The following is a 21,820-nucleotide window of genomic DNA, read 5'->3' as shown; positions in this document are numbered from 1 at the left end:
TAAAAGTATTTATAATAAGGAAAATTGAGACTCTTCCTTAGTTTCTTTTTTCTCTTGTGAGTTACGTCTAGCTTTAACTGCATCGGCTAACATTTCAAGCATTTTGATTGTTTCATCAAAATCAACACACTTATCTGTTACACTTTGTCCGTAAGTTAGAGGCTTATTATTAATATCCTGATTACCTGCAACAAGATTACTTTCAATCATAATACCAAACACATCATTACTAGTCTTAATTTGCTCACAAATATCTTCTAATACTGCGATTTGCTTAGTATGATCTTTTTTACTGTTACCATGACTACAGTCAATCATAACTTTAGTATCAATTTCAGACTTTTTCAACTTTTCAATACAGTCATCAACATGCTCTTTGCTGAAGTTAGGTCCTGATGCTCCACCACGAAGAATTATATGACCGTTTTGATTGCCTTTAGTAGCAAAGATAGCTGTAGAGCCTGATTTTGTGGTACTCAAGAAATGATGAGGGTAAGTAGCTGATTTAATTGCATCTACAGCTACCTGAATATCTCCGTTTGTAGCATTCTTGAAACCAATAGAAGCAGAAAGACCTGAAGCAAGTTCTCTATGAACTTGGCTCTCAACAGTTCTAGCCCCAATAGCTCCCCAAGTGATAAGTTCTGCAAAATATTGAGGAGTAATTACATCTAAGAACTCCGTCCCACAAGGTAAGCCCATATTTGTAATTTCGGACAGCAAAGTACGTGCCATGCGAAGACCTTTATTGATATTATAAGAGTTATCAAGATCTGGATCATTAACTAGTCCTTTCCAACCTATAGTTGTACGAGGTTTTTCAAAGTATACTCGCATAATGATAAGGATTTCTTTTTGAAATTTTTTGACTTGTTCTTTTAGCTTTTTAGCATATTCTACGGCAGCTTCTGTGTCATGAATAGAGCAAGGTCCGACTATAACAGCAACTCTATCATCCTTACCATGAATAATTTCTGCCATTTCTTTACGAGACTTTTTGACAGTTTCATAAGAAGTCTTTAAAAGAGGCATATCTTGGATTAGAACTTCCGCTGGAATCAATACTTTTTCCTTTTTAATATTTATATTTGAGACTTTATCAAAGTTTTTATCACCTATCATTTAGAGATTTCCTTATAATTTTTATTCTTATTTTCTTTTACCAAAAAGACCTGGCATATTTCCCATACCTTGCATAGCAGACATACGTTTCATCATATTAGCCATACCTCCTTTTTTACCAACTACACTTTTCATCATTTTTTTCATTTGTGTATGTTGTTGTAGAAGTTTGTTAAGGTCTTGTATTGTTGTTCCAGATCCTTTAATAATTCTTTGTTTTCTACTGTGTTTAATTAATTCAGGTTTCTTACGCTCAAGTGGAGTCATTGAGTCTATCATAGCTTCAATTTTTTTGAACATTTCATCACCAACATTACCTAGCATATTTGCTGGCATATTTGGTAATTTAGACATGATTGAGCCAACACCGCCCATACTTTTCATCTGTTGGATTTGGCCTTTAAAGTCTTCTAAGTCAAAGTTTTTACCACTTTTAAGCTTCTTAGTTAATTTTTCAGCAGATTTTTTTTCTGTTTTTTGCTCAATACTTTCAATCAAACTAAGAACATCACCCATTCCTAGTATTTTAGAAGCTACTCTATCTGGGTGGAATGGCTCTAATGCGTCTGTTTTTTCTCCAGTACCTAAAAACTTAATTGGCTTACCTGTGATTTCTCTAATTGAAAGAGCAGCACCACCTCTAGCATCACCATCAGTCTTTGTAAGAATAACACCTGTTAACTCTAAAGCATCATTGAATGCTTTGGCAGTAACAGCAGCATCTTGACCTGTCATACTATCTACAGTGAAGAATGTCTCTATTGGGTTTGCAATTTTATGGATTTGTTTTATTTCATCCATCATATTACTATCAATATGCAATCTACCAGCAGTATCTATTATCAGAACATCTATTAATTTTGTTTTAGCAGTTTTAATAGCTTCTGTAACAATATAGTCAGGTTTCTGAGATACATCAGATTCAAAAAAATCTATGTTTAAACTATTTGCAAGAGTTCTTAATTGATCAATAGCAGCAGGGCGGTAAATATCGGCACTGACTACCATTACTTTTTTCTTGTGTTGCTCTTTTAAATATTTAGCAAGCTTAGCTGTAGATGTTGTTTTACCAGCACCTTGTAAACCAGCCATTAGTATCACAGCAGGAGGCTGTGTTTTTAAGTTAATGGGTACAGCTTCTTCACCTAATGCTTTTTCTATTTCTTTCTTTACAAATGAAATGAATGTTTGGTCTGGTGTAAGGCTTTTTTTAACTTCTTCACCTATGGCTCTTTCTTTTATATTTTCTATAAATTTTTTGACCACTGGTAACGCAACATCTGCCTCCAAAAGAGAAACCCTGATGTCACGCAAGGCTGACTGTATATTTTCTTCTGTTAAAGAAGTTTGTCCTTTTATCTTCTTAAATGAAGACTGTAATTTATCTGATAAACTAGTAAACATATTTCAATAAGTTTTCAGCTCTTATGAGCACAATTATCACAATAGAGAAAATATTAACATTTTTAGAATAAATATACTATCTAACAGACTATACTAACAGCTATTATTAGGAATAATATTAAACATATAAGTATGTAAGTGTAATTTTTTGCTTTGATAAAAAAGATAAGTTCTAAAAGAATCCTTAAAACTGGCGTTACTATTATCAAAAAGATTCCAAAATTAACGATATTTTTTGCAATTTCGCTACTTCCAAAAATAGCATCTATAGCACCTAGACAGATTATAAAAACAGCTAATGATAGATTTAATTTTATAACACGATATACGACATTATCTTTGATCATATAAATCCTTTAATTATCATTTGTAATGCTGAAATAAATAAAACTATAAAAAATGTAAGTCTTAAAACTCTTGTTGAAATATGAGGCATAATTTTAGAGCCTATAGTAGCCCCTAATAAAGTACCTAAAGCAACAGGAGCCGTTATAGAACTATCAATATATCCTGCAAAATAATACGTTGAAGTTGCCGCAAATGCAGTAATACCCATAATGAAATTACTAGTAGATGCACTAACTTTAAAAGGTATTTTCATAACTTTATCCATAGCAATTACTTTAAAAATACCAGCACCAATGCCCAGCAACCCCCCAATAAACCCAGCTCCAGACATAAATATAAAACCAAGTATAGGATGTTGGACACTATATTGATGCTTTATTTTATCTACAGCAAACGAGTCATTAAGTTGAAGTTTTTCAGCAATGATCGATACTTTGGTAGTCTTTTGAATAAAATTATTATTTTGTTTCTTTTTTATAAAACTCAAAACCGCCACTACAAATAAAATTCCACCGAATATAAGAAATAATGCTTGTGATTTTAGTGTTAGGGCTAGTTTAGCACCAAAAATAGCTCCTATAGCAGTTGCTAATGCTAAAAATAACCCTAGCTTTTCTTTGGTTAATCCATGAGATTTTAAAGAGACAAGAGATGTTGCAGTTGATGTACAGATTATAGCTACTAAAGATGCTCCTATAGCATAATGAAGAGGTACATCTAATACAGTTGATAGTAGAGGAGTTATTACCAAAGCTCCTCCAATACCGATGATAGCACCTATGCCGCCTCCTAAGACAGCTACTACAAATATTACTAGCTCAAAGAAAAAGAATTTTTCCACTATGGAATGCTTAAATATTGGAATTTTGATAATAAATTATAACCTTTTAATAACTATTTTTTCAAAAGATTTGAGTTTTTAAATAATTCCTTTTAAAATAGATGCTGTTTTGTGTAACTATTAAAAAGTAATTTAACCGGAGATGAGGCCAATATGGCAAAAGAAGATTGTATAGAAATGGAAGGAGTTGTTTTAGAAGCTCTTCCAAACACAATGTTTAGGGTAGAACTTGAGAATGGGCATGTTGTAACAGCCCATATCTCGGGTAAAATGAGAAAAAACTATATTCGTATATTAACTGGAGATAAGGTAGTAGTTGAAATAACTCCTTATGACTTAACTAAAGGTCGTATTAAGTTCCGTAGTAAATAATCCTCTTTATTTAATCTAGTCACTCATAAGCTTTATAGAAATTATAAGACCATATTCTCTAATACTAGAAGAATAGGGGTTATGATTGTCATCGTTAGGCCAATAGTTATAGCTAATGGAACTATTTTATTACCATAATTATTTCTAAGGATTGGTAAGCAGAAATCCATAGCTGTATTAGCAGCATATCCGACCATCTCTACAGAAAAGTATTGTTTGAGTAATGGTACCATCGCGATTACTAGTATTTCTCGTAAGAAATCAACCATAAATGTTATCATTCCATAATATTCACCAATGAAGTCAGTATTTAAGACAACTGATAAAGAGTACCAGCCTAAGCCTGAGCTGATCATGATACTTTGTTTGACTGGTATATTAATCATATAACTGATCAAAATAGCTGAAATTATCGATGTTGCAATTACTATAACAACCACGGACATAGCTAATTTATTTTTAAAGAGACTTATAAGTGATATATTTTCAAATCTTAATAAACCACCAATAATCAGCATAAGAAGTAATAACATTACAAATACAATGTCGTTTATAAGTGAAGTAATATTTATGTTAATAATTTCACCTAGTACATAACCTATAACTAAATATATTAGATACTTGCTTGCTTTGAGGATTGTAATAAATAGATTTTCTTTAGCTTGACTTATGTTATCAGATACAAAGTGAGCTTTTATACTAGGATCTTTCTTACAAAAAACAAAAATCCCTAATATATTAGCAACTGTAATAATTATAATGTATATCAAACTTATACCTATAACTTCTAGAACTATAGTATTTGTATTAGTAAATATACTAAAATTATAACCTAGTAAAAAAATTATAGAAATTACAATAATGTCTAATGATAAGTTTATAAGTCTTATAACTTTTAATGATTGTGAGAAATTAAAAATATAATAGCCAATAATTAGGAATATAAAGAGAATTAATGATTCAAGCATTAGATATTTTTAAGTTTGATCTTTCTATAAACCATGAATAATACTACAGGAAGAATTGATAGTACAAAACATATTGATAACATTTGAATAAATTCAAAAGGATTTTGATATAAATTATCAGGCGGAATAAAACCAACTATTACACAAGAGATCGTTCCTACAATACCTAAGATACAAACAAAAACCATACCAAATTTACCGCCAGGGATATTAAAGTCCTCTGTATTCTTCATAGATTCTTTACTCGATAACTTTAGCTTCAATGCTGCAAAGAACATCATCAGGTACATCAAAGAGTAAATTTGTGTACTTAAAGCAGTAAGAAGCCAATAGTAGGCTTGAACTGATGGTACAAGCTCTAGCAGAAGACATATTATTGTCATAATAACTGCTTGTAATATAAGGATACCACTTGGTACATCATGCTTATTAGTTTTGTCTAGAGCATCAGGCAAAAAATGATCGTCTGCAGCTTGTAACAAACCTCGAGCAGGTGAAATCATCCAATTGATCATAGACCCTATAGACCCTATGAAAATCATTAGTCCTAGAACATAATAGAAAAACATAGGTATGCCTAAGCTTTCTAGATAAACTTTAAAAGTCTTAATTGTTCCATGTACAACATCTATTTCAGATTGAGGAAATATTATAGCTACTGCCAAAGCACCTAATACCATAGTAAATACAATGAAAACCACTGAAATTAATAGAGCTAATGGGAATGTTTTTTTAGGGTTTGCAACATTTCTTATGTGAACTGTTGCTAATTCAAGTCCTAAAAAAGAAGCAATTATTGCTGTCAACCCCATCCAAGACTCGGTAGATGTAAAGCTAGGGATTAAATTACCTAATTCAAAATGAATGTTTATAGTATAGCTATTTAATAACCATATTAATGCGAAAATAACCATAAGCAGCATAGGTACTACCATACCAAAAAATGTACAGGCGCTTGCAAAAATCGCAGAAACACGTAAACCTTTGAGATTTAGAATAGTCAAAGACCAAAAAACTACTGTAATAAAAATAATAGTAAATTTAATATTCTGTGCTAGATCAGGATTGAATATATATGCAATAGTTCCTGCAATAAATGTTAGTATACTTGGGAACCATATTAAAGTATTGATCCATTGGAACCATATTGCCAACATTGCTATATTAGGACCAAAAGCTTTTTTTACCCAACCATACACACCTTCTTCACCCTTAGCAGTATATGTTGCTGTCATTTCCGCTGATACTAAAGCTACAGGAGCTAGAAACAAAAATACTGCGACAATAAAAAAGAAAAATATATAAGTTCCTGAAGTAGCAGTAGAAGGAAGGTTTCTTATATTATCAATTGCTCCTGTCATTAATAATATAAGCAGAATTAAACCAATTTTTTCTTTTCCGGTTGAGTTTGATACCATGGGTTATATATGAACAAATTATACGATAGATTTATATTAACCTAACCACATATATATTATCAATATTTTATGCGATGTATAAAGGCATTACTTGAAAAAGTTTTTCAAGGGTCTGCAATGCACTTTTATTGTCAACTTTTATAACTAGTCTATCTCCATCATTAATGAGAGAATTATCAGTAAAAAATTTAGGAGTATTATCATCTTTCATAATCGCTAATATTTGTAAGCCACTTGGCAGTTTTAGATCTGTTATTTTTTTGCCAATAACTGTAGACATGTTTTCTTGACCATGTACTTTTAGCTCTACAAACATCTCCTCACTATCTTCAACTTCATACATTTTAAGCATATCTACCTGAGTTAGAAACGCTTTGATTGTTGTGTATGAGAAATTATGAGGAGAAATTGAGATATCTATAAGTTTCAAATCTCTAGTTATATCATAGTATTCAGAACTATTTACAGTAGCAACTGTTTTTTGAGCACCAAGTTTTTTTGCCAAAATTGACGACATGATATTTATCTCATCGGAGTTAGTTAAGGCAAAAAACATATCTGCTTCATCAATACCCTCAGCAACTAATAAATTATTATTTACAGGATTGTAATGTAAAATTGTAGACTTTGATAACTCATTCAGAGCAAATTCACACTTTTCAGCATTAGGATCAATCATTTTTATTATATAGCCTTTATTTTCCAATGATTTTGCAAGGGTGATACTTGCATAGTTGATCCCAGCAATGAAAATCTTTCTAATATTTGCTTTTTTAGGCTGAAAAATTGATAGAATTTGAGAAGAGTATGCTTTTTCTGACAAATACATAACTCTATCACCTGGTTCAACTAGAATATCAGTGTCGTCTATATCTAACTTTTTACCATTTCTATGTACTGAAATTATGTCAACTTTAATATCACCTAAACCTAAGTATATATCTTTAACAGACAAGCCTATTAGCGGTGAGTCTTGTGAAACCTCAACTCCAACCAGTTGGATACGCTTATCAAAAAATGATGAAATAAAATACGCCCCTGATAAAAAAAATAGCTGTTCTAGTCTCTTAGTTGTTTCAAAAAATGATTTTATAACTAAGTCGATATTATTAAGCAGTTTTGGGAATCTATTATATTCTGTATCACGGATTCGAGCTATTTTGTATGGAGTCTTATAAAGTTTATAAGCCATATCACATACAGCTATATTGGTTGTATCATTAGATGTTACCGCTATGATCATATCTGTATCTTTAAAATTAGCTTCCATCATTATGTTAGGTTTTGTAACATCTCCAATAATCGTTTGGACATCAAAAGCAGAAGATATAAACCCAAGTTTTTCTTCATCTAAATCGATTATAGAAACCTGATGATCCAGACTTAATCTCTGTGTCAAATATATTCCAAGTTGTCCTGCGCCTAAAATAGCTATTCTCATAATTAGTTGTTATAATAACAAATGTAGTATTTAACTATTTACAAATACTAGTCTAAGGTTTAAAAATAATCAATTTTTTAATTTACTTTAAGCATTATAAATATTATTATATTCACAATATGATACTAAATTAGTATAGATTAGAGTTAATTATGCTAAAAATAAGTAAATTACTCGACTACGGTTTGCTAGTAGTTGTAACAATTGCTGAAAATAACTCAAATCCTTATAGTGCTGCAAAAATTGCAGAAACCACGGGACTAAATATTCCTACAGTAAGAAAGTTGTTAAATCAGCTTTCAATATCAAATGTTGTAGTCTCAAAGCGCGGTATAGAAGGTGGATACACACTTGTTGATGATCCTCAAAATATTACTGTATTAGATGTGGTTAGATCTGTAGAAAAGGATGTAAATCTTACAGAGTGTTGTGATTTACAAAAAAAGTGTAGTATAGGAAACTGTACCGTAAGTAGTTATTGGAAAGTGTTGAATAACCAACTGTTAGATTTACTTTCAAGAACATCAATCTATGATATTGTCAACAAGAAGGGCAAAAGTTAAGATATGAGCGAAAATTTAGATAAAATCATTGAACAAGATTATGAACATGGTTTTGTAACTGAAGTAGAAGCTGAGACTATCGATGCAGGTCTTAATGAAGATGTAATCCGTCTGATATCTGCGCGAAAAAATGAACCTGAATTTCTACTAGAGTGGCGCCTCAAAGCGTATCATAAATGGTTAGAAATGAAATCACCGAAATGGGCAGATTTGAACTATCCTCCGATTGACTTTCAAGCCATAAGCTATTATTCATCGCCAAAATCATTAAAAGATCATCCTAAAAGTTTAGATGAGGTAGATCCAGAAATTATTGATACATATAATAAGCTTGGTATTCCTTTGCATGAGCAAGAGATGCTAGCTGGAGTTAAAAACATAGCTGTTGACGCTGTATTTGATTCAGTTTCAGTTGTAACAACATTCAAAGAAAAATTAGCTGAAGCAGGGGTAATATTTTGTCCTATTTCAGAAGCTGTACAAAAGCACCCTGAACTGGTGCAAAAATACCTAGGTTCTGTAGTACCTCAAGGTGATAACTTTTTTGCAGCTTTAAATTCTGCGGTTTTTAGTGATGGCTCATTTGTATATATTCCTAAAGGTGTGACTTGCCCTATGGAACTGTCAACATACTTCAGAATAAATGCAATGAATACAGGACAGTTTGAAAGAACATTAATTGTTGCAGATGAAGGCAGTTATGTTAGTTATTTAGAAGGATGTACTGCACCAATGCGTGATGAAAATCAGCTTCATGCAGCAGTGGTTGAGTTAGTAGCCTTAGATGGGGCTGAAATTAAGTATTCTACAGTACAAAACTGGTACCCAGGAGATAAAGAAGGTAAAGGTGGTATATACAACTTTGTTACTAAGAGAGGTGTTTGTCATAAGAACGCAAAAATCTCTTGGACACAAGTTGAAACCGGCTCTGCTATTACATGGAAATACCCTTCAGTAGTATTACGTGGAGATAACTCAATTGGTGAATTCTATTCTGTAGCCTTAACTCGTCACGCTCAACAAGCTGATACTGGTACGAAAATGATTCATCTTGGCAAAAATACTAAGAGTACGATTATCTCAAAAGGTATTTCTGCAGGTAAAGCTTCTCAAGCCTATAGAGGACTTGTGAGAATATCACCTAATGCCTCTAATGCTAGAAACTTTTCTCAATGCGACTCATTACTTATAGGGCATAATTGTGGTGCGCATACATACCCGTATATAGAAAATAAGAGTAATTCATCTCAAATTGAACATGAAGCTACAACTTCAAAGATCTCTGATGATCAGCTTTTCTACTGTAAGCAAAGAGGTCTTTCGGAAGAAGATGCAATTGCTATGATTGTTAATGGTTTTTGTAAAGAAGTATTTAAAAAGTTACCACTTGAGTTTGCAGTTGAAGCTCAAAAACTAATGGAAGTTAGTTTAGAAGGTGCTGTTGGTTAAACTTTAGAATTATATAAGTTAAAAGGTTAATAAAATGTTATTAGAAATTAAAGATTTACATGTAAGTGTTGGCGAACAAAAGAAACAGATTCTAAAAGGCTTAAATCTAAAAGTTAACAAAGGTGAAGTCCATGCAATTATGGGACCTAATGGAGCTGGTAAAAGTACACTAAGTAATGTTTTAGCTGGTAAAGATGGCTATGAGATTACTCAAGGGTCGATAACATTTAACGGTAAAGATTTAGATGATCTATCTATATCCGAAAGAGCCGCAGCAGGTATCTTTTTAAGCTTACAGTATCCTATTGAGATTCCTGGTGTTAGTAATGTTCAATTTTTAAAGACAGCTGTAAATAGCATTAGAAAGCAAAATGGCGAAGAAGAAATCAATGCTATAGATTTTATGAAAAAGCTAAAAGCAAATATGCAAGTTCTAAAAATAGATCAGAAATACATGTCGCGTGGAGTTAATGAAGGCTTCTCAGGTGGAGAGAAAAAACGTAATGAAATGCTACAACTAATGATGCTTGAACCTAAGCTTGCTATCTTAGATGAAACTGATTCTGGACTAGATATTGATGCTCTTCAGGTGGTATCTCAAGGTGCAAATAATATGAGATCTGACGATAGAAGCTTTTTGGTAATTACTCACTACCAAAGACTCTTAGATCATATACAACCTGATTTTGTTCATGTTTTAGCTGATGGTAAAATTGTCAAAACAGGTGGTAAAGAGCTAGCTCTTGAGCTAGAAGAAAAAGGATATTCTTGGTTAAATAGCTAAAGGTTGATAATAATGTTAATAGATAATAAATCTCTACCAACTACTAGACAAGAAAGCTGGAAATATACTAACTTAGCTACTATATATAGCAAAAGTGGCATATCTGAAATGCTTAAAGATTCTCCTAAATCTAAAGATTATTTAGAAGGTTTTAAATTTGATACGGAAGAAAATGTTGTAATAATACTAGATGGTGTTTTAGCTATTGATTACAACAAAAAACTGAATCATATTAGTGCTTTAGAGCTACATAGAGATCAAAGAACTATGTCTAAGTTAGCAATAGAAAATTCTAAACACTTGGCTATAAGTATACCTAAAGATACTAAAGATTCTTTAAGTCTAATTTTTATAAATACTGATATGGCTAAAGATAAGCTAACAAATATATCTCTAAAATTAGACGTTGATATGTTTGCAAATCTAGATTTAGATATCGACTTTGTCAGTCTTACAGAAAATTCAGCCATAAACCTGTTTTTAGACATAAATATTGCAGAATCAGCAAAAGTAAACTTCACAAACAATGCTGATAATCCAAATAATACTCAGTTAATTACTACAGCTAATTATCTAATCAATTTAGATCGCGCTGCTGAATTTAATGGATTTAACTTATTGAATAAGGATGCACTTCTTAGAAATGATTTTGTAGTAAATCTAAATAAGCCGTACTCTAGATTTGATATCAGAGGATTATATTTAGTAAATGATAATGCTATTGCTAATGCATGTTTTTTAGTTAATCATAATGCATCTCACACATATAGTAATGTAAACTTCCGAGGTGTAGCTAATGGTAGCTCTAAAGCATGGTTTAATGCAAAAGCAGTCGTAAATAAAGGTATAGAGCAAATTCAAGCTTTTCAGAACAATAAAAATATCCAATTAAGTAATAAAGCTGAGATTAATACAAAACCAGAATTAGAGATCTTCTCTGATGATGTAGTGTGTACACATGGTGCTACAATAGGGGAGCTTGATAAAGATGCTCTTTTTTATTTACAGTCTAGAGGATTGTCTTTAGAAAGTGCTCAGCATTTACTTTTAGAGAGCTTTGTTAAATCTCAATTAACATCAGATGATTTCCCATTTGAAAATGAAATGAAAGAGCAAATCTTAGAGGCATTAGATGATATTCTTCACGATATAATATAATTCTTAGTAACAATTGCTACATTTGAACCTGATTAATATCTCATTATCTGCTAGACTAAATTTATATAAGTGTTTTCTAAAGGACGTATATATGAAAAAGTTAGTTCTATTTTGTTTGATTGGGTTTGTTAGCTCTGTCTCTCTTGCCGTAGCAGCATCAGATAACTGTGCCGAGTACAACACCATTAAGTATACAACTCAAGGTGAAACCACGATAAAGAGTGATAGCATACTTGTCGAAGTGACTGGTTATGCAACAACTTCATTAGATAAACAAAATAGTATAGAAAATCAAATTACAGATAGTATCAACAACATTGTAAAGTCTGACTGGAAAGTCAAAAACATTGAACAAAATACTAACAATAGCGGTGCTATCAATATTACGATACAACTTCAATCTAGAATTTCTCAAAGTGATTTGAATAAGTTACAACAAGCAATTGAAAATCAAGACAGATCTTCTGGAAAAAGATTAGCTGTAAAAGTATTAGATTATAATCCTCCTGCTAAAGAAGTCGAGGCTGCAAAACAAAAACTTATGATACAACTTTTTAAGGATACAAAGGATTATCTTACTAATTTTAATAAACAGACTAATAGTAACTATATTATTCAATCAGTACAGTATATTGATACAGACGGATATAAGCCTAGAAATACAGTTATGTTAATGAAAACAGCAGCTTATAATGAAAATGATGCAAATAGCTATAATCCAGTAGCTGTATCTCAGGATATTAATATAAGAGCAAATGTAACATTTATGGAGAGATAGTATGGCATTAAGCAAAGTAATAAAAACTGATGAAGCTAGCTTTGATAAATTAATAAGTAGTTCTGCAAAACCTATATTAGTAGACTTTTATGCAGATTGGTGCGGTCCTTGTAAGACTTTATCGCCGATACTTGATCAGCTATCAAAAGATTATACAGGAGCTGTGATTGTCAAAGTCAATGTCGATGATAATCAAAGTCTAGCAGCTAAATTTGGCATAAGAAGTATACCAACTATGATAATTTTCAAAGCAGGTCAGCCTGTAGAAACGCTTACTGGTGTCCATACAGGTAGCCAATTAGAGCAAAAGCTAAAGGCTTATGAATAATAGTTCTAATTTAGATCTTTGTGAATGGTATTTTACAACTAAATTTGAAGTTCCTATATTACCTAGCAGGTATCCTAACCAATTTGCGATTATTACAGCATACAATCCATTTAATCAGCTTCTTGCAGATCAAGAAAATTTAGCTAGAAATCAAATATTAAGAAATCAATTAGAAAAGTCATATAGTTGGCTCTATGAAATTAATGGTTTTGATAAGTCATCTAAGCACAAAGAAAATGGTTTTATGTTTGATGCTAAATCGCTTGATGAAGCTTGTAATTTAGGTGCGGAATTTTCGCAGGATGCGATCTATTATGTAATTAATAATATTTTGTATGTTTCAAAATGTGAAAAATCAAAAAGATATCTCACGAAAGTAGGGGACTTTCAAAGTAGAGTTTACTGATTTTTATAAAATAGCTTATAACATAATGAAAATAGAATAATTAAACCAATTCCTGAATAAATAACCATGCGTTGATCAGGGTCCCAGAACATTCCTAATATTACAAAAAAATTAAACAATATGCTCAAATACGGGATTAATGGAAAAGCCCATGCTTTGAATTTGAGATTTTTAATTTGTTCTGAAGAAAGAGATTTTCTAAAGTAGATATGACATAAACTAATAATTATCCAAATCATACATCCAACCATACCTGAAGATGAAACTACAAGTATAAATATTTTCTCAGCACCAATAAATTTTGTAATCAAACAAAGACAAGAAAGTATAGCTACAAATATGACGCCATATATAGGAACTTGTTTTTTGCTGAGTTTTGTAAATATTTTTGGTGCTTGTTTATCTGAAGCCATAGACCACATAAGCCTTGCACAAGTATAAAAACACGAGTTTACAGCTGATAAACTTGCTGTAAGAATCACAAGTTGCATAATGGTATCGACATACTTAATATTGACTAGTTGCAACACTGTAATAAAAGGAGTATTAGCTACGCTAGAGTCTTTATATGGAATAATATAAGCTATTATGAATGATGATAATACAAAAAAAAGTAATACTCTAATAGCTACACTTTTTATTGCTTTACGAATATTTCTTTCAGGATTACTTGTCTCTCCCGCAGTAATACCAACTAGTTCGGCTCCTTGGAATGTACATACTATAATAACTAGACCAAATAAAAATGCTTTGTATCCATTTGGAAATAAACCATCTGCATAGAAATTTACTAAGCCTGAAATTGGCCTATTAGTATTTAAATATCCTGTTATAATTCCAATACCAATTAGTATGAATATTATAATAGTTATGATTTTTATTGCAGATAACCAAAATTCAATTTCTGCGAAGACTTTTACGGCACATAAATTTAATAAACTTATGATAAATATAGTAACTATACAAAACTGCCAAACGCTAATAGCAGGGTAAAAGTTATGACATATAATCCCAGCAGCAATAAGACCTCCAGCAGCCGCTGTAAGCCAATTTATTAGGTATAACCAGCCAGTCAAAAAGCCTGAGTATGGCGAAATAAATCTAGTAGCATAGTTTTGAAAGGAACCACTTACAGGTATCTCTATAGCCATTTCTGCAAGACTTATCATTACTAGCATCATGATTATCCCACCAATTAGAAATCCTAGTACAGTACCAAATGCACCAACTGAGTTTAGAATACTACCTATACCAAGAAAAAAACTTGCTGAGATAGTACCTCCAAGAGATATCATAACTATATGGCGTGATAATATATCTCTTTTTAAATTATTCTTGTCGTCCATATTAAAAACTTCAGAAATATTTCAACTATATGAATTATTCCATAACCTAAGTCTTTAACAAAATATTTAAATATCAAAATAATAAGAAATATTAATTAGCAAAACTAATTGTGTGATTTACTGATACTTAATTATTATATAAAATAATCAACAAGCTTAATTATACATTTAGTCCAAAATGATAAACTCTATATCTCCAGAAACAATGATGCTCATTATACAAATATGTGCAGTAGCTTTAATAATTACATCTTTGATTGTTTCAGTTTTATTTATTTTATCGCAACAGAAATTAGCAAAAGCTTTAGTTACTGTAAATAGTGGTGAGCAAATACACCCAGCATGGCTATGGACTCAACTAATACCAATATGGTCATATATAGCATTAGTGGTAACAGCTGTAAAGTTAGATGAGCAAACTAAATTATATAATCAAACGCACAAAAAAAAATTAAAATTTAAAGCTTCACTTGTATATTGGTATGTGGGATTGACTTTATTAAATATAGTTCCCGTAATCAATATAATAGTAGGCATAGCAACAATTGCTATATTTATAATAATTTGGGCAAATATATCTAAATCAACTAAGATTATTACTGCGGAATAATAAAATATACAAATTCGCATAATATATATTATGTTAAATTACATGCTTCCTTCTAGATAATTAATTTATATTCTAACCTTTTCACAAAATGCTTAATTATTGACTGATACTAACTATCGTATAAGTAATCTTGTTGTAACATTGTTATTACTTCTAAACTTGCTGGAAGAAACTTATAATTATTAAGCTCAAGAATGTTTATACATTTTAATTGTTGGTTTTCCTTAGCATAAGGTTTACCTTCATAATCCTTAATTATAAAAAACTCTAGATTAACTTCATCGTTATCTTTATTTATATGTTTTTTGCGAAAATAAAAACTTACTGATTTGGCTATTACGCCAACTTCTTCATAAACCTCTCTTCTTATACATTGTTCAAAAGTTTCATTTTTTTCTACCTTACCACCAGGAAATTCCCAGTAGTCACTATAGCTTTGAAACTTTTGTCTTAGACTTATATAGACTTTAGCACTTTGTTCATCTAAAATTATCGCCACTGCGGCATTTATTTTTGCCATTTTTTACAAAAAATTTTTATACTTAAGAAATATAATATGTTCCAAAACCATAAAAGTGAAATTTTATTAGCAACTCCACTTATCAAAGATGATGCTATATTTACTAAATCTGTAATTTATCTATGCCAAAATGATCGTCATGGTGCTATGGGTTTGATTATCAATAAACCTTTAAGTGATACACTAAAAGATGTTTTTGAAGAATTAGAGATTCCTCATAACAATACATTTAATGAGATTTTAGATTACCCTCTTTATATGGGTGGCCCTATTAGTCCCCATAAAATCATGATTTTGCATACTACAAATGGCAGAAACTATAGCTCTACAATTAAACTAGATGAAGGTCTTGCTATAACTGCTTCTATGGATATTCTGGAAGATTTAGCAAATAATATTTTACCTGAGTATTTTTTGCCAGTAGTTGGCTATAGTTGCTGGACAGCTGATCAACTTACGGATGAAATAAAATCCAATGATTGGATTGTAACAAGTAAATTAAGCAAAAAAATATTATTTAATCATGAGAATAAAGTAAAATGGCAAAACCATATTGAACATGCTGGCTATACTTTACAAAGTCTAGATAGTTTATTCAAAAACATAGGGAATTGCTAATGTTTCAATCTTTAATAGCAATAGATTATGGTAAAGCTAGAATTGGATTAGCTAGTGGGCAAATGATTACCAAAACAGCTACTCCTATAGGTACAGTTGAAGCCTATGATGGAGTGCCTAACTGGATTGAGCTTGATAAGATTATTAAACGCTGGAATCCTTCTGATATTATTATAGGATTACCATTAGATACTCAAGATTTTGAAACAGATATTACAAAAGCAGCTAAAGATTTTGCTAAAGAAGTTAAAGAACGCTATAAAAGAAATATTCATCTTATCAATGAAGCATATTCAACTCGTGAAGCAAGATGGCGTTTAGAAGAAGTAAAAAGTAAAAAAGTATCACATATAAAAGTAGATGCCTTGGCAGCTTGTGTAATCTTAGAAACTTGGATGGCAGAGAATTAAGCTTATTTTAGATAAATACTGTTAAATATTTCTTTTGGGCTAAGTAAATACTATATCATAATAAACTTCCTAGATATTTTACTCATTTTCAAATAAAATTAAGCAATTATATTTTCAATAAATTATTAACTGGAATTAATATCTAAATGAGCGAATATAACTTTACTCAGATTGAGCAACAAGCTCAAGAATATTGGCGTGAAAATGATTCTTTTAAAGCTGTAGAAGATAAAAATAAAGAAAAATTCTATTGTTTGTCAATGTTACCATATCCAAGTGGTACCCTTCATATGGGACATGTGCGTAATTATACAATTGGAGATGTAATTGCAAGATATCAAAAAATGCAAGGTAAAAATGTTCTTCACCCTATGGGCTGGGATGCTTTTGGATTGCCTGCCGAAAATGCTGCAATAAAACACAAAAAATCTCCTTATGAATGGACAAAAAGCAATATTGCATATATGAGATCACAGCTAGATTCTCTTGGGTTTAGCTTTGATTGGTCTAGAGAAATAGCGACTTGTGATGAAGATTATTATAAATGGGAACAATGGTTCTTTATTCAACTATACAAAAAAGGCTTAGCATACCGTAAAAATTCAGTAGTTAATTGGGATCCTGTTGATCAAACAGTACTTGCAAATGAGCAAGTGGTTGATGGCAGAGGTTGGAGATCTGGAGCTTTGGTAGAGAAGAAAGAAATTCCTCAATGGTTCTTGAAAATCACAGATTATGCAGATGAACTTCTAAAAGATATTGACCAGTTAGATGGTTGGCCAGAAGCTGTGAAGACTATGCAGACTAACTGGATTGGCAAATCAAAAGGTCTGACTGTTAAGTTTAAAATTCAAAATTCTGATCAAGAAATTGAGGTATTTACAACTCGTCCAGATACTCTTATGGGAGTTAGCTATCTGGGTATAGCACCTGAGCATCCTCTTGCTCTTGAACAAGCAGAAACTAATGTTGAGTTAGCCTCTTTTATAGAGGAATGTAAGAAATTATCAACTATGGAAGCTGATTTGGCTACTCAAGAAAAGAAAGGTTTCAAAACTTCTATAAAAGTAATCCACCCTATTTCTGGTGAAACTGTAGATGTATGGGTAGCAAACTTTGTTCTTATGGGATATGGCTCTGGAGCTGTAATGTCAGTCCCAGCACATGATCAAAGAGATTGGGAATTTGCACAAAAATATAATATTGCTCTAAAACAAGTTATTAAGCCTAGTGATAATAAGTCAAAATTAGACTTAGATAAAGAAGCCTTTACAGAAAAAGGTATTTTGACTAACTCTGGAGAGTTTGATGGCTTGAATTTCAAAAAAGCATATCAAGCAATGAAAAAATACCTTTTTGATAACAATAAAGGCTATGAAACTACAAACTTTAGAATTCATGATTGGGGTATCTCACGTCAAAGATTCTGGGGATGTCCTATTCCTATGATACATTGTAATGACTGTGGTGTTGTTCCTGAAAAAGAAGAAAATCTACCAGTTAAATTACCAACAAATGTAACTCTTACAGAAGCTGGGTCTCCATTAAAAGATATGCCTGAGTTTCTAGATGTTGCTTGTCCAAAATGTGGAAAACCTGCTAAAAGAGAGACCGATACGTTTGATACATTCTTTGAATCATCTTGGTATTATGCACGATATACATGCCCTACTGCTAATAAAATGCTAAATGAAGAAGCTAATTATTGGTTGCCAGTTGATAAATATATTGGCGGTATTGAACATGCTATTATGCACCTGCTTTATGCAAGATTTTTCCATAAATTAATGCGAGATGAAGGTTTAATAACTTCTGATGAGCCATTTAAAAACCTACTAACACAAGGTATGGTGCTAAAAGATGGCGCTAAAATGTCTAAATCTAAGGGCAATACTGTTGATCCTCAAGAGCTTATTGATAAATATGGTGCTGATACTGTTAGGTTATTTAGTATGTTTGCAGCGCCTCCTGAGCAATCACTTGAATGGTCAGAAACTGGTGTTGATGGAGCTAATAAGTTCCTACGTAAAGTATATAATTATGCTTATACAAATAAAGAGATATTAGCAAAAAATGTCACTATAGATACTGGGGCATTATCAAAAAATGATAAAAAAGCTCGTTATGAGATCTATGCTAATTTGAAACAAGCTATTTTTGATTTTGAAAAGAGTCAATTTAATACAGTTGTTTCAGCATGTATGAAAATCTTAAATACGCTTAACAATTATGATAATTTATCAAATAGTGTTAAGTCGGAAGGCTTTAGTATTTTATTAAGAATACTATCACCCTTCACACCACATATTTGTCATTATTTATGGCAAGAGATCGGTCTAGGAGATGATATTCTACATACTAAATTCCCAATAGTTGATGAGAAAGCTCTTGAAAAAGATGAGTTTCTTTTAATTGTACAGATAAATGGTAAGGTTAAAGCAAAACTTGAGTTAGATGCCTCATTAACAAAAGATCAAGTTGAACAAGAGGTATTAGATGATGAGCATATCAAAACTTTTATCGAAAATAAGCAAATAATAAAAGTTATATATGTGCCTCAGAAATTAATCAATATTGTAGTCAAATAGGTATATACAATGATAAAAAACTATACTAAGACCTTATATTTATTAATAATTGCTACATTATTATCAGGTTGTGGATTCCACCTTCGTGGTGACCTTGCTGATGGTAATGCTGGAAATTTTAGTAGCCTTATTGATACTAAGTTCTATATTTATAATGCAGGTGGGGCACCTCAAAGCTTAATTAACGAGTTAAGACGTAGGCTTATAGGATATGGTGCTGTTGTTATAAGAAGTAAAAAACAAGAAAAGTACGCTGATTATATAATAAATATCCAGGGTGCAACCAAGAATACTCAAATGACTAGTATCGTGGGTGGTGCATCAAATAACACATTCCTTGCTATTTACACAATAACATATAATGTTGTTAAACCTAATGTCAAAACACCTGTTGTTCCTGATAGTACTGTTAATGCACAAATGTTCTGGCAATCAAACTCAAGTACACAATTAGCTCAGAATAATGAACTAGTTAGAATCTGGGGTTATTTACAATCTGATTTACTAACAAGAATAGTTCTTCAAGTTGCAGAATTATTACCTAGTAAAGAGACAAAATAGAAAACTAAGGAAGTTTGATATAATGGATATTTTAAAGGAATATTATATAAAGTTGACAAACGATTCTACGTTAACGGTAGTCTTGAGTTTTATGGTATTATTGTTAGCTGTTCTATTCTTCTCATGGCTTATAAATAAGATAATTAGCAAATATATATCAACCCTTGCTGAAAAGATTTTTTTTAAGGCTAACTCATCATTAGGCAAATCACTTATAAGAAACAAAATATTTGATAAGTTGGCTCATATTGCTCCTGCTGTTTTTATATATATTGTAATTGGATTTATAAGTAGTAATGAGTATCCGTGGGTTACACAATTAGTTTCCTTTATCCAGTTAATAGCTGAGGTATACATTACAATATCAATAATTTCTTTTTTTATATCCTTGATTGATGCTATTTTTAGCTACTTTCAATCCTTGCATGAATTTAAATATTACTCTCTAAAAAGCTATGCACAAGTAGTAAAGATTTTATTATATTTAGTTGGAGTAATATTAGTAATATCTTTGTTACTAAATAAATCACCTATTGCATTCTTAACTGGCTTAGGCGCACTATCAGCAGTGTTGATGCTAGTTTTTAAAGATACAATTTTAGGCTTTGCTACTAATATTCAAGTAGCAGCTTTAGATATGGTTAGAGTTGGTGATTGGATAAGTATACAGTCATTAGGTGTAGAAGGAACTGTCCAAGAAATATCAATTAATACTGTAAAAATTAGAGGTTTTGATAAGACAATCTATAACATTCCTACTTACTCATTAATCACAAATAGCGTTAAAAATTGGCGTGGTATGTTTGAAATGGGTGGCAGACAGATCAAAAGATCTTTCAATATTGATGTTGATAGTATTAAGTTTTGTGATGTCGAAACTCTTGATAATTTAAGAAAGCTAAATTATATGGATAACATTATAAACTCTTGTAATAAAGATGAGTTAATTAATACAACATTGTTCAGGAAATATTTAGAACACTATTTAAAAGATCATCCAAAAATTCATACAGAGCCCGGTTGGTTATTTATTGTAAGAGAATTACAACCTACAGAGAAAGGTTTACCAATCCAACTGTATATGTATACAACAGATACAGTTTGGGCTAATTATGAAGCTATACAAGCTGGAATTTTTGATTATATTTATGCAAGTATGCATTTATTTGGTTTAAGGGCATTCCAAGATATTAGAGGTAGAATAGATAGTAAAAACTAACACTTAGGTAATGTAACACCAACCTGGCCTTGGTATTTACCGCCCTTGTCTGCATAAGAAGTTTCACACTCTTCGTCTGATTGGAAAAATAGCATCTGAGCTACACCTTCATTAGCATATATCTTTGCAGGAAGTGGCGTAGTATTTGAGAACTCTAAAGTTACATACCCTTCCCATTCTGGTTCAAGAGGAGTGACATTAACAATAATTCCACATCTAGCATATGTGGATTTACCTAAGCAGACTACTAGAGTATCTCTTGGGATTTTGAATTTCTCAACTGTACGAGCTAAGGCAAAAGAATTAGGAGGAATAATACAAACATCTCCTTTAAAATCTACAAAGTTTTTATCATCAAAGCTTTTGGGATCGACTATTGAAGAGTTTATATTTGTAAATATTTTAAACTCATCTGCACAACGTACATCATACCCATAACTTGAAGTTCCATAAGAAACAATTTTTTGGTTATTAGAAACTTTAATTTGTCCTGCCTCAAAAGGTTCTATCATATTATGCTCTTGAGACATTTTTTTGATCCATTTATCTGATTTTATAGTCATTACTA

The 21,820-nt window shown here is 31.3% G+C and carries 24 protein-coding genes; 14 read left to right on the top strand and 10 right to left on the bottom strand.

All coding sequences use genetic code 11. The features are described from left to right. Positions 1-9: 9 nt before the first annotated feature. The 4 genes from FQ699_RS05050 to FQ699_RS05035 all read right to left on the bottom strand — a co-directional run bounded on the left by FQ699_RS05050 (position 10) and on the right by FQ699_RS05035 (position 3,715). Positions 10-1,122, bottom strand: a complete 1,113-nt coding sequence (locus FQ699_RS05050; RefSeq protein ID WP_146421394.1) for a 3-deoxy-7-phosphoheptulonate synthase — start codon at positions 1,120-1,122, stop codon at positions 10-12. A gap of 27 nt (positions 1,123-1,149) precedes the next feature. Further along, positions 1,150-2,526, bottom strand: a complete 1,377-nt coding sequence (gene ffh / locus FQ699_RS05045) for a signal recognition particle protein (protein WP_146421393.1) — start codon at positions 2,524-2,526, stop codon at positions 1,150-1,152. A gap of 80 nt (positions 2,527-2,606) precedes the next feature. Then, positions 2,607-2,873, bottom strand: a complete 267-nt coding sequence (locus tag FQ699_RS05040; RefSeq protein ID WP_146421392.1) for a DUF1634 domain-containing protein — start codon at positions 2,871-2,873, stop codon at positions 2,607-2,609. Beyond that, positions 2,870-3,715, bottom strand: coding sequence for a sulfite exporter TauE/SafE family protein (locus FQ699_RS05035; protein WP_146421391.1), 846 nt, complete (start codon positions 3,713-3,715; stop codon positions 2,870-2,872). The genes FQ699_RS05040 and FQ699_RS05035 overlap by 4 nt, the downstream gene beginning before the upstream one ends. Before the next feature lie 153 nt (positions 3,716-3,868). Between FQ699_RS05035 and infA the strand changes: the two genes are divergently transcribed. Next, a complete protein-coding gene (gene infA, locus FQ699_RS05030; protein WP_004287780.1) occupies positions 3,869-4,087 on the top strand; it encodes a translation initiation factor IF-1 in 219 nt (72 codons plus the stop codon). Positions 4,088-4,128: 41 nt separating this feature from the next. On the opposite strand, the gene FQ699_RS05025 is transcribed toward infA, so the two are convergent. The 3 genes from FQ699_RS05025 to trkA all read right to left on the bottom strand — a co-directional run bounded on the left by FQ699_RS05025 (position 4,129) and on the right by trkA (position 7,914). Continuing rightward, complete coding sequence (locus tag FQ699_RS05025) at positions 4,129-4,857, bottom strand: LysO family transporter (RefSeq protein WP_257217887.1); 729 nt, start codon at positions 4,855-4,857, stop codon at positions 4,129-4,131. A 197-nt stretch (positions 4,858-5,054) separates the two neighbouring features. Beyond that, the gene (locus tag FQ699_RS05020; RefSeq protein ID WP_146421389.1) at positions 5,055-6,473 is read right to left on the bottom strand and encodes an APC family permease; all 1,419 of its coding nucleotides are present in this window, start codon (positions 6,471-6,473) and stop codon (positions 5,055-5,057) included. A gap of 67 nt (positions 6,474-6,540) precedes the next feature. Beyond that, a complete protein-coding gene (gene trkA / locus FQ699_RS05015) occupies positions 6,541-7,914 on the bottom strand; it encodes a Trk system potassium transporter TrkA (RefSeq protein WP_146421388.1) in 1,374 nt (457 codons plus the stop codon). A 152-nt stretch (positions 7,915-8,066) separates the two neighbouring features. Here trkA and FQ699_RS05010 point away from each other — a divergent pair, with 152 nt between their 5' ends. The 7 genes from FQ699_RS05010 to FQ699_RS04980 all read left to right on the top strand — a co-directional run bounded on the left by FQ699_RS05010 (position 8,067) and on the right by FQ699_RS04980 (position 13,380). Beyond that, on the top strand, positions 8,067-8,477 hold the full coding sequence (locus FQ699_RS05010; RefSeq protein ID WP_146421387.1) for an SUF system Fe-S cluster assembly regulator: 411 nt from the start codon (positions 8,067-8,069) through the stop codon (positions 8,475-8,477). Between the two features lie 3 nt (positions 8,478-8,480). Further along, positions 8,481-9,926, top strand: a complete 1,446-nt coding sequence (gene sufB / locus FQ699_RS05005; protein WP_146421386.1) for a Fe-S cluster assembly protein SufB — start codon at positions 8,481-8,483, stop codon at positions 9,924-9,926. Between the two features lie 34 nt (positions 9,927-9,960). After that, entirely contained in the window at positions 9,961-10,710 is a 750-nt protein-coding gene (gene sufC / locus FQ699_RS05000) for a Fe-S cluster assembly ATPase SufC (RefSeq protein ID WP_013923116.1), read from the top strand. A gap of 12 nt (positions 10,711-10,722) precedes the next feature. Continuing rightward, positions 10,723-11,868 carry a Fe-S cluster assembly protein SufD gene (sufD, locus tag FQ699_RS04995; protein ID WP_146421385.1) on the top strand — a complete coding sequence of 382 codons (1,146 nt, stop codon included), beginning with the start codon at positions 10,723-10,725 and terminating at the stop codon, positions 11,866-11,868. 91 nt (positions 11,869-11,959) lie between these two features. After that, positions 11,960-12,646 carry a hypothetical protein gene (locus FQ699_RS04990; protein ID WP_146421384.1) on the top strand — a complete coding sequence of 229 codons (687 nt, stop codon included), beginning with the start codon at positions 11,960-11,962 and terminating at the stop codon, positions 12,644-12,646. A 1-nt stretch (position 12,647) separates the two neighbouring features. Beyond that, on the top strand, positions 12,648-12,974 hold the full coding sequence (gene trxA / locus FQ699_RS04985) for a thioredoxin (RefSeq protein WP_146421383.1): 327 nt from the start codon (positions 12,648-12,650) through the stop codon (positions 12,972-12,974). Further along, a complete protein-coding gene (locus tag FQ699_RS04980) occupies positions 12,967-13,380 on the top strand; it encodes a DUF3293 domain-containing protein (RefSeq protein WP_146421382.1) in 414 nt (137 codons plus the stop codon). Before trxA ends, FQ699_RS04980 begins: the two co-directional genes overlap by 8 nt. Here FQ699_RS04980 and FQ699_RS04975 read toward each other — a convergent pair. Next, positions 13,374-14,726, bottom strand: coding sequence for an amino acid permease (locus FQ699_RS04975; RefSeq protein WP_146421381.1), 1,353 nt, complete (start codon positions 14,724-14,726; stop codon positions 13,374-13,376). The genes FQ699_RS04980 and FQ699_RS04975 overlap by 7 nt on opposite strands. A gap of 178 nt (positions 14,727-14,904) precedes the next feature. On the opposite strand from FQ699_RS04975, the gene FQ699_RS04970 reads away from it, so the two are divergent. Continuing rightward, positions 14,905-15,336 carry a hypothetical protein gene (locus FQ699_RS04970; RefSeq protein ID WP_146421380.1) on the top strand — a complete coding sequence of 144 codons (432 nt, stop codon included), beginning with the start codon at positions 14,905-14,907 and terminating at the stop codon, positions 15,334-15,336. A gap of 109 nt (positions 15,337-15,445) precedes the next feature. Here the strand turns inward: FQ699_RS04970 and FQ699_RS04965 are convergent, their stop codons facing one another. Next, positions 15,446-15,856 carry a (deoxy)nucleoside triphosphate pyrophosphohydrolase gene (locus FQ699_RS04965; protein ID WP_146421379.1) on the bottom strand — a complete coding sequence of 137 codons (411 nt, stop codon included), beginning with the start codon at positions 15,854-15,856 and terminating at the stop codon, positions 15,446-15,448. A gap of 36 nt (positions 15,857-15,892) precedes the next feature. Here FQ699_RS04965 and FQ699_RS04960 point away from each other — a divergent pair, with 36 nt between their 5' ends. The 5 genes from FQ699_RS04960 to FQ699_RS04940 all read left to right on the top strand — a co-directional run bounded on the left by FQ699_RS04960 (position 15,893) and on the right by FQ699_RS04940 (position 21,252). After that, positions 15,893-16,474, top strand: a complete 582-nt coding sequence (locus tag FQ699_RS04960; protein ID WP_013923124.1) for a YqgE/AlgH family protein — start codon at positions 15,893-15,895, stop codon at positions 16,472-16,474. Then, a complete protein-coding gene (gene ruvX, locus FQ699_RS04955) occupies positions 16,474-16,884 on the top strand; it encodes a Holliday junction resolvase RuvX (protein ID WP_146421378.1) in 411 nt (136 codons plus the stop codon). The genes FQ699_RS04960 and ruvX overlap by 1 nt, the downstream gene beginning before the upstream one ends. 146 nt (positions 16,885-17,030) lie before the next feature. Next, positions 17,031-19,472, top strand: coding sequence for a leucine--tRNA ligase (leuS, locus tag FQ699_RS04950; protein WP_146421377.1), 2,442 nt, complete (start codon positions 17,031-17,033; stop codon positions 19,470-19,472). Between the two features lie 9 nt (positions 19,473-19,481). Beyond that, on the top strand, positions 19,482-20,033 hold the full coding sequence (locus FQ699_RS04945) for an LPS-assembly lipoprotein LptE (RefSeq protein WP_146421376.1): 552 nt from the start codon (positions 19,482-19,484) through the stop codon (positions 20,031-20,033). Between the two features lie 22 nt (positions 20,034-20,055). Further along, on the top strand, positions 20,056-21,252 hold the full coding sequence (locus FQ699_RS04940) for a mechanosensitive ion channel family protein (RefSeq protein WP_146421375.1): 1,197 nt from the start codon (positions 20,056-20,058) through the stop codon (positions 21,250-21,252). On the opposite strand, the gene dcd is transcribed toward FQ699_RS04940, so the two are convergent. Beyond that, on the bottom strand, positions 21,249-21,815 hold the full coding sequence (gene dcd / locus FQ699_RS04935) for a dCTP deaminase (protein ID WP_013923129.1): 567 nt from the start codon (positions 21,813-21,815) through the stop codon (positions 21,249-21,251). The genes FQ699_RS04940 and dcd overlap by 4 nt on opposite strands. Positions 21,816-21,820 lie beyond the last annotated feature (5 nt).

It is taken from the genome of Francisella salimarina, from assembly GCF_007923265.1.
Lineage (GTDB): Bacteria > Pseudomonadota > Gammaproteobacteria > Francisellales > Francisellaceae > Francisella > Francisella salimarina.
Note: the sequence above shows the minus strand (reverse complement) of the source record. Positions and strands in the feature narration are given on the sequence as shown.

Bases quoted from the DNA above. Each gene is read 5' to 3' on its own strand.
- FQ699_RS05050 (WP_146421394.1), bottom strand. From the start codon at position 1,122: ATGATAGGTGATAAAAACTTTGATAAAGTCTCAAATATAAATATTAAA.
- ffh (WP_146421393.1), bottom strand. From the start codon at position 2,526: ATGTTTACTAGTTTATCAGATAAATTACAGTCTTCATTTAAGAAGATA.
- FQ699_RS05040 (WP_146421392.1), bottom strand. From the start codon at position 2,873: ATGATCAAAGATAATGTCGTATATCGTGTTATAAAATTAAATCTATCA.
- infA (WP_004287780.1), top strand. From the start codon at position 3,869: ATGGCAAAAGAAGATTGTATAGAAATGGAAGGAGTTGTTTTAGAAGCT.
- FQ699_RS05020 (WP_146421389.1), bottom strand. From the start codon at position 6,473: ATGGTATCAAACTCAACCGGAAAAGAAAAAATTGGTTTAATTCTGCTT.
- trkA (WP_146421388.1), bottom strand. From the start codon at position 7,914: ATGAGAATAGCTATTTTAGGCGCAGGACAACTTGGAATATATTTGACA.
- FQ699_RS05010 (WP_146421387.1), top strand. From the start codon at position 8,067: ATGCTAAAAATAAGTAAATTACTCGACTACGGTTTGCTAGTAGTTGTA.
- sufB (WP_146421386.1), top strand. From the start codon at position 8,481: ATGAGCGAAAATTTAGATAAAATCATTGAACAAGATTATGAACATGGT.
- sufC (WP_013923116.1), top strand. From the start codon at position 9,961: ATGTTATTAGAAATTAAAGATTTACATGTAAGTGTTGGCGAACAAAAG.
- sufD (WP_146421385.1), top strand. From the start codon at position 10,723: ATGTTAATAGATAATAAATCTCTACCAACTACTAGACAAGAAAGCTGG.
- FQ699_RS04990 (WP_146421384.1), top strand. From the start codon at position 11,960: ATGAAAAAGTTAGTTCTATTTTGTTTGATTGGGTTTGTTAGCTCTGTC.
- trxA (WP_146421383.1), top strand. From the start codon at position 12,648: ATGGCATTAAGCAAAGTAATAAAAACTGATGAAGCTAGCTTTGATAAA.
- FQ699_RS04980 (WP_146421382.1), top strand. From the start codon at position 12,967: ATGAATAATAGTTCTAATTTAGATCTTTGTGAATGGTATTTTACAACT.
- FQ699_RS04975 (WP_146421381.1), bottom strand. From the start codon at position 14,726: ATGGACGACAAGAATAATTTAAAAAGAGATATATTATCACGCCATATA.
- FQ699_RS04970 (WP_146421380.1), top strand. From the start codon at position 14,905: ATGATAAACTCTATATCTCCAGAAACAATGATGCTCATTATACAAATA.
- FQ699_RS04965 (WP_146421379.1), bottom strand. From the start codon at position 15,856: ATGGCAAAAATAAATGCCGCAGTGGCGATAATTTTAGATGAACAAAGT.
- FQ699_RS04960 (WP_013923124.1), top strand. From the start codon at position 15,893: ATGTTCCAAAACCATAAAAGTGAAATTTTATTAGCAACTCCACTTATC.
- ruvX (WP_146421378.1), top strand. From the start codon at position 16,474: ATGTTTCAATCTTTAATAGCAATAGATTATGGTAAAGCTAGAATTGGA.
- leuS (WP_146421377.1), top strand. From the start codon at position 17,031: ATGAGCGAATATAACTTTACTCAGATTGAGCAACAAGCTCAAGAATAT.
- FQ699_RS04945 (WP_146421376.1), top strand. From the start codon at position 19,482: ATGATAAAAAACTATACTAAGACCTTATATTTATTAATAATTGCTACA.
- FQ699_RS04940 (WP_146421375.1), top strand. From the start codon at position 20,056: ATGGATATTTTAAAGGAATATTATATAAAGTTGACAAACGATTCTACG.
- dcd (WP_013923129.1), bottom strand. From the start codon at position 21,815: ATGACTATAAAATCAGATAAATGGATCAAAAAAATGTCTCAAGAGCAT.